Raw genomic sequence first — 6,609 nt, 5'->3', positions numbered from 1 at the left:
ACCCTTCGGTTCCGAGCGTCTCACCGGCGCGCTGCTCGACCGACTGACCCACCACGTCAACATCATCGAGATGAACGGCGAAAGCTATCGCCTCGCCAACAGCACAGCCCGTAAACAGCGCTGATCACCATAAAATATCTACCCACGATTGGCCCTAAGGGGCCAGTGCGCCATGGCTCGCGCCAGCTATGTGGCCAGCGCGCGCGCCATGGCGCACCCCCCAACTGGCCGGACTTTACGCCGCCGCCCCGGCCGACTTTTGCTCCGCCGTTGACAGCTGCGGGTTACACCGAAGGAAGCTTCTTTACGCAAGATATTGAGACCAAAGCGGGAGTTGAAATAGATCTCCTTGACTTGCGCAGGGCTTCTGCACCGGCAGGCCCATAAGTTCGGTCGATGAGGCTCCCTCGGGCTTTCGAAATAGTCCTGAAGGCCGAACGGGGTGGCCCAAATCCTCAAAGCGGGCTGCAGGCGCCTGCCGGTTCACAAACCGCGCGCCTCCGCATCCGGCGGCCAGAAAGCGGTTTGAACGAATCGCGCTTTATGTTAATTGATTGATCAGTCAAGTTGTGGTGGTTTGACGTGTTACCGACTGCCGGACCTCCGGGTCCGGCTTCTCTCAGACCACCACCGCGCGCGCTGTTTCCCGCCATCAGCTCAGAAAGCGGCGGAACTGCCGCAGCGCCAGCCAGAACAGCGCGCAGCCGATCACCGCCAGCGCCAGAAGCTGCGGCCAGACCACGCCCAGCCCCGCGCCCCGGAACAGCACGCCCTGCGACAGGATGACGAAATGCGTATTGGGCGCCAGCGCCATCAGCGCCTGGATGATGTCGGGCATACTTTCGCGCGGGGTCATGCCGCCGGACAGCACCTGAAGCGGGAACAGCACCAGCATCAGAAGCAAGCCGAATTGCGGCATCGATCCGGCCACCGTGGCCAGGAAGATGCCCATCGAGGTGGTGGCGAACAGCATCAGCGCCGCCGCGGCGATGAACAGCGGCACCGAGCCCGCGACCGGCACCTGCAGCGCCATCTGGACCACCACGGTGATCGCGAAGCTGGAGGCCAGCAGCACGACAAGGCCCATGGACCAGACCTTGGACAGCATGATCTCGGCCGCGGTCACCGGCATGACCAGCAGGTGCTCGACGGTGCCGTGTTCCTTTTCGCGGACCAGGGCGGCGCCGGTCAGGATGATCGACAGCATGGTCACGGCGTCGATGACGCTGTTGATCGCGCCGAACCAGCCTGCGTCCAGCGCCGGGTTGTAGCGCGCCCGCAGCGCCAGTTCGACCGGCAGGACGGTTTCCTCGCGATGGCCGGCCGTGAATTCCTGGACCTCGGCCGCGACGATCTGCTGGACATAGCCGCTGCCGGTGAAAGCCTGGCTCATCCGGGTGGCGTCGACGTTCAGCTGGATCGCGGGATGGCGGCCGGCCAGCAGGTCGCGCTGGAAATCGGGCGGGATGTCCAGCGCGAAGGTGTCCAGCCCCTCGTCCATGCGGCGGTCCATCTCGGTCGTGGTGATCAGCCGCGGCGTGCCGAAATAGGGCGGGGTGAAGGCGCCCACGATGCGCTCGGAGAGGGCCGAGCGGTCCTCGTCCACCACGGCGATGGCGGCGTTGGACAGGCTTTCCGGCATCGCCTTCGATTCGGTATAGATCGACAGCGAGAAGGCATAGACGATCAGCAGCAGCATGGCCGGGTCGCGCCACAGCCCGCGCAGTTCCTTGATGCCCAGGTTCCAGACGTTGCGCAGCCTCATTTCGCCTGTTTCCTCAGCAGCAGGGCGCTGAGCCCCAGGATCAGCGGCCCCGCCGCCGCCAGCGCCGCGAAGGCCATGCCCAGATCGGCAAAGCCCAGCCCCTTGGAGAAGGCCCCGCGCGAGGCGATGATGAAATGCGTCGTCGGATAGACCTCGCCGATGGCGCGGCCGACGCCCTGCAGCGAGGAAACCGGGTCCAGCAGCCCGGAATATTGCGCGCCGGGGATCATGGTCAGCAGCACGGTCGCGAACAGCGCCGCCGCCTGGCTGCGCATGAAGGACGAAATCAGCAGTCCCATGGCCGTGGTGGCGGTGACATAGAGCGCCGCCGCCAGCGCCAGCGCCGCCAGGCTGCCGGTCAGCGGCACCCGGAAGGCGAAGACCGCGAAAGCCGTCATCAGCGCGAAATTCAGCATTGCCAGCGCCACATAGGGCAGTTGCTTGCCGATCAGGAATTCCAGCCGCGTGACGGGCGTGACGTAGAAATTGATGATCGAGCCCAGCTCCTTTTCCCGCACCACGCTCAGCGTGGTCAGCACCGCCGGGATCAGCAGCAGAAGCAGCGGGATCACCGCCGGCACCATGGCGACCAGGCTTTTCACGTCCGGGTTGTAGCGGAATCGCGTCACCAGCTCGAAGCTGCCCTGCACGGCGGCATCGCCATGCGCCTCGCGGGTCTTGCGCATGATCCAGTCGGCATGCATGCCCTGGACATAGCCGCGCACCGTCTCGGCCCGGGTCGGGTTGGCGCCGTCGATCCAGGCGCCGACCTGCACCGCGCCGCCGCGCGCCACGTCGCGGGCGAAGCCGGGCGGGATCTCGATGGCCAGCGCCAGGGTGCCGCTGCGCATGCGGGCGTCCATGTCGTCATAGCCTGCCAGCGGCTCGGTTTCGGTGAAATAGCGCGAGCCGGCGATGTCCAGCACATAGTCGCGCGAGGTCGCGGTCTGGTCGCGGTCGAGCACGGCGAAGCTCAGGTCCTCGACATCCATGTTGATGCCGTAGCCGATGACGAACATCAGGATCAGGCTGCCCAGCAGCGCCAGCGTCAGCCGGATCGGGTCGCGCCGCAGTTGCAGCGATTCCAGCCGGGAATAGCTGAACATGCGCGCCGGGCTGAACCAGCCGCCGGTCCGGGCGGACGTTTCGGCCGTATCGACCAGCGGGGCGGGGGCGGGCTCGTCGCCGATCGCCTCTTGCAGATAGGCGACGAAGGCGTCGTCCAGCGTCGCCGCGGCCTTGGATTGCCTGATCGCCTCGGCCGTGTCGCTGACCAGCACCCGGCCGGCATGCATCAGCGAGATGCGGTCGCAAAGCTCGGCCTCGTTCATGAAATGGGTCGAGACGAAGATCGTCACCCCGTCCTGGCGCGACAGCTCGCCCAGCATGCGCCAGAAGGCGTCGCGCGCCACCGGGTCGACGCCCGAGGTCGGCTCGTCCAGGATCAGGATCTCGGGGCCGTGGATCATCGCCACGGCCAGCGACAGGCGCTGGCGGATGCCGAGCGGCAGGGCGTCGGGCAGGTCATCCGCCACCGCCTCAAGCCCGAAACGCTCGATCATCCGCCGGACGCGGTCCGCGACCTGTCCGGCCTCCATGCCGAACAGCCGCGCATGCAGGTCGAGATTCTGCCGCACCGTCAGCTCGGAATAAAGCGAAAACGACTGGCTCATGAAGCCGACCCGGCGGCGCACCGCCATGTCGGACGGATCGACCCGGGTCCCGAACAGCTGCGCCGTGCCCTCGCTGGGTTCGAGCAGGCCGGTCAGCATCTTCATCGTCGTGGTCTTGCCGCAGCCGTTCGAGCCGAGAAAGCCGAAGATCTCGCCCTTGCCGATGCGGAAGCTGACATCGTCGACGGCGGTGAAATCGCCGAAGCGCATGGTCAGGTGCCGCGCCTCGATGGCGGTCTCGCCGTCATCGGCCCGGCGCGGCGGGATCGAGACCGGCTCATGCCCGCGCCTTTCGCTGTCGGGCAGAAGCGCGATGAAGGCGCGGTCCAGATCCTCGGCCCCGGTGCGTTCCAGCAGCTCGGCCGGGCTGCCGGTGGCCAGCACCCGGCCGGCATCCATCGCCACCAGCCAGTCGAAGCCGGCGGCCTCCTCCATATAGGCGGTGGCCACGATCACGCTCATGCCCGGGCGGTCGCGGCGGATGCGGGCGATTAGCTCCCAGAACTGGCGGCGGGACAGCGGGTCGACGCCGGTGGTCGGCTCGTCCAGGATCAGCAGGTCCGGGTCGTGGATCAGCGCGCAGCACAGGCCCAGCTTCTGCTTCATGCCGCCGGAAAGCTTGGCGGCGGGGCGGTCGCGAAACGGCGACATGCCGGTCGCCGCCAGCAACGCGTCGATGCGGCGGGCGCGCTCGGCCGGGCCGTGGCCGAAAAGCCGGCCGAAGAAATCCAGGTTCTCGGCCACCGACAGCGTGGGATAGAGGTTCCGGCCCAGCCCCTGCGGCATATAGGCGATGCGCGGGCAGATGCGGGCGCGATGGCGGGCGTCGCCCATGTCGCCGCCCAGCACCCGGATCTTGCCCTGCTGGATCACCCGCGCCCCGGCGACCAGCGACAGCAGGCTGGACTTGCCGACCCCGTCCGGGCCGATCAGCCCGACCATGCGGCCGGCGGGAACGGCCAGCGTCACTCCGTCCAGCGCCACCGCCTTGCGATAGCGCAGCGAGACGCCGGCGATCTCGGCCACCGGCGGGTCGTCGGGAGGGTCGGGCAGGGCGGTCATTCTACCAGGTTGGACAAGGCGTCGGGCCAGGCGACCTCGGCGTCGATGCGCACATAGGCGGTGCCGGGCAGGCCGGTCTTGACGTAGTTGCTGTATTTGCGCAGCAGTTCGGGATCGATCTGGGCGCGGACGCGGAACATCAGCTTTTCGCGCTCCTCGGCGGTCTCGACGGTCTTGGGCGTGAACTGCGCCACATCCGCGACGTAAGAGATGCGCGCCGGAATCACGTATTGCGGGGCGGCGTCCATGACCAGCCGCGCCTCGGCCCCGACCTCGACCCGGCCGGCCTGCGAGGTGGGCAGGAAGAAGGTCATGTAAACGTCCTCCAGATCGACCAGGTTCAGGATGCGCCCGCCGGCCGCGACGATCTCGCCCTCTTGCGCGATGCGGTATTGCACCCGGCCGTCGCGCGGCGATTGCAGCGTGGCGTCGCCGATCTGCACCTCGACGGCCTCGATCGCCGCCTGCGCCGCGTCCACCGCCGCCTCGGCATCGACGACCTGGGCGCGGGCGGTGCCGATCCCGGCCTCGGCGGCGGCAAGGTTCGCCTCGGCCGAGGCCAGCGCCGCCTGCGTCTCGCGCCCCGAGGCCCGCACGTCGTCCAGCACCTGCTGCGAGGCGACGTTGCTGCGCGCCAGGCTTTCGGTGCGCGCCAGTCGCGCCGCCGCCGCATCCGCCGCCGCCCGCGCCTGCTCGACCGCGGCCTCGGCCGCCTTGTGCTGCGCCTCGGCCTGGGTCACCAGGCTCTGCGCGGTCTCGACCCCGATGCGGGCGCGGCGCAGCTGCGCCTCGGCCTGCCGCTTCTGCGCCTCGAGCTGCAGCGTGTCCATCTGCACCAGCAGGTCGCCCTTGCGCACGACCTGGCCCTCGGCGGCCTGGATGCGGGCGATGCGGCCGGCGGACAGGGCCGAGATGTCGATCTCGGTCGCCTCGATCCGGCCATTGCCCGAGGCGATGCCGGCCAGCTGGCCGTCCCGCGACAGGTTCTGCCAGGCCAGCCAGCCGACGATGGCCAGAACGGCGAGGGCCGCGGCCCCGCCCCACCAGGATCTTGCCTTGCCTGCCATGCACGACCTCCGCGATCAGAAACGGCGCCGGATCGGTCCGGCTGCGACGGCGCGAATCGCGTCGCCCTGCCACAATAGCCGCCCTGCGCGCGACGCGCTCTGACCAAAATGCCGCTGCTCCGCTTGCGCCGGAAATCCCCAACCCGTTGCCGATCCTTCATGAACCCTGCAAGGCTGCCGGGGCAGCCCCGCCAAAGGGACAGGTTGCCGGGTTCCATGACGCCGGGTAATTTTTCCGACTTCAGGTCCCTCATGGCCCCTGTGACAACATGCGCGAGCTGATCGTCTTCCCTCCGACGCGCAAGCCGCTCAGGGAGGTCTTTCTGGATCGCTACCAGCGGCAGCAGCATCCGGCCGAGATGCTGAACTGCGCCGCGCACATGATCCTGACCATCGACGCGCCCGAGAAGCCATAGCGACACCATGCCGACGGCGATACACGTGGCCCCAGCGAATTGCGTCATCCTGCTCTCTTCCTGCGCATGACGATTCTGTCCGGTCGGCCTTCATGCTAGCACCCCGGGCCGGTGGCCTGCATGACAGCCCTAGGCCCAAAGACGAAGCCCCGTTCGCAGCCGCGCCCGGCAAGGCCGGTGCCACGGATGGCGGCTCCTGCCGCGCGCAAAAGATGATGTCAGAACAGGTTGCGAGCCGGGCACGGAGGCCGCGCCCGAATCCGGGGATTTTCGTCCCGCCCTCCGCAGGGGCGGGACCGGCATCCCGCCATCCCCCGCGGAACGCCGTCCTTCTTTCTTGTCCAAATATCCTCGGGGGTGAATTGCGGCTTCAGCCGCAAGAGGGGGCGGAAGCCCCCTCCCCCTGTCAGCTCACCCGACGATCGCCGCCTCGGTCGCGGCGCGCAGCGCGTCCTCGCTGACGCCATCGGCCAGCTCGACGATCTTCAGCCCGCCCGGAACCACGTCCAGCACCCCCAGATTGGTGATGATCCGGTTCACCACGCCCTGGCCCGTCAAGGGCAGGGTGCAGGATTTCAGCACCTTCGACTCGCCCGCCTTGTTGGTGTGGTCCATCACCACCACCA

Annotated in this window: 6 protein-coding genes; 2 read left to right on the top strand and 4 right to left on the bottom strand. The window is 68.1% G+C overall.

Features of this window, described 5'->3' with window-relative positions; genetic code table 11:
* The coding region (locus tag PARJ55_RS23695; RefSeq protein ID WP_232215763.1) for an ATP-binding protein at nucleotides 1-124 on the top strand (124 nt) is incomplete at its 5' end.
* 528 nt (nucleotides 125-652) lie between these two features.
* Here the strand turns inward: PARJ55_RS23695 and PARJ55_RS0120410 are convergent.
* Genes PARJ55_RS0120410 through PARJ55_RS0120400 form a run of 3 tightly spaced genes read right to left on the bottom strand, consistent with a single transcriptional unit; the run spans nucleotide 653 to nucleotide 5,567 of the window.
* A complete protein-coding gene (locus tag PARJ55_RS0120410) occupies nucleotides 653-1,765 on the bottom strand; it encodes an ABC transporter permease (protein WP_028714649.1) in 1,113 nt (370 codons plus the stop codon).
* On the bottom strand, nucleotides 1,762-4,500 hold the full coding sequence (gene rbbA, locus PARJ55_RS0120405) for a ribosome-associated ATPase/putative transporter RbbA (RefSeq protein ID WP_028714648.1): 2,739 nt from the start codon (nucleotides 4,498-4,500) through the stop codon (nucleotides 1,762-1,764). Before rbbA ends, PARJ55_RS0120410 begins: the two co-directional genes overlap by 4 nt.
* Nucleotides 4,497-5,567, bottom strand: coding sequence for an HlyD family secretion protein (locus PARJ55_RS0120400; RefSeq protein ID WP_028714647.1), 1,071 nt, complete (start codon nucleotides 5,565-5,567; stop codon nucleotides 4,497-4,499). Before PARJ55_RS0120400 ends, rbbA begins: the two co-directional genes overlap by 4 nt.
* Before the next feature lie 269 nt (nucleotides 5,568-5,836).
* On the opposite strand from PARJ55_RS0120400, the gene PARJ55_RS24200 reads away from it, so the two are divergent.
* On the top strand, nucleotides 5,837-5,983 hold the full coding sequence (locus PARJ55_RS24200) for a hypothetical protein (protein ID WP_156929554.1): 147 nt from the start codon (nucleotides 5,837-5,839) through the stop codon (nucleotides 5,981-5,983).
* Nucleotides 5,984-6,394: 411 nt separating this feature from the next.
* Here the strand turns inward: PARJ55_RS24200 and PARJ55_RS0120390 are convergent.
* Nucleotides 6,395-6,609: CoA-transferase (locus PARJ55_RS0120390; RefSeq protein ID WP_028714646.1), on the bottom strand; the 215-nt coding region annotated here is incomplete at its 5' end.

Source organism: Paracoccus sp. J55, from assembly GCF_000513975.1.
Lineage (GTDB): Bacteria > Pseudomonadota > Alphaproteobacteria > Rhodobacterales > Rhodobacteraceae > Paracoccus.
The sequence above is the reverse complement of the archived record's forward strand: the minus strand, read 5'-3'. Positions and strand labels throughout refer to the sequence as shown.

Excerpts from the sequence above, each read along its gene's own strand:
- PARJ55_RS0120410 (WP_028714649.1), bottom strand. The coding sequence starts at position 1,765 with ATGAGGCTGCGCAACGTCTGGAACCTGGGCATCAAGGAACTGCGCGGG.
- rbbA (WP_028714648.1), bottom strand. The coding sequence starts at position 4,500 with ATGACCGCCCTGCCCGACCCTCCCGACGACCCGCCGGTGGCCGAGATC.
- PARJ55_RS0120400 (WP_028714647.1), bottom strand. The coding sequence starts at position 5,567 with ATGGCAGGCAAGGCAAGATCCTGGTGGGGCGGGGCCGCGGCCCTCGCC.
- PARJ55_RS24200 (WP_156929554.1), top strand. The coding sequence starts at position 5,837 with ATGCGCGAGCTGATCGTCTTCCCTCCGACGCGCAAGCCGCTCAGGGAG.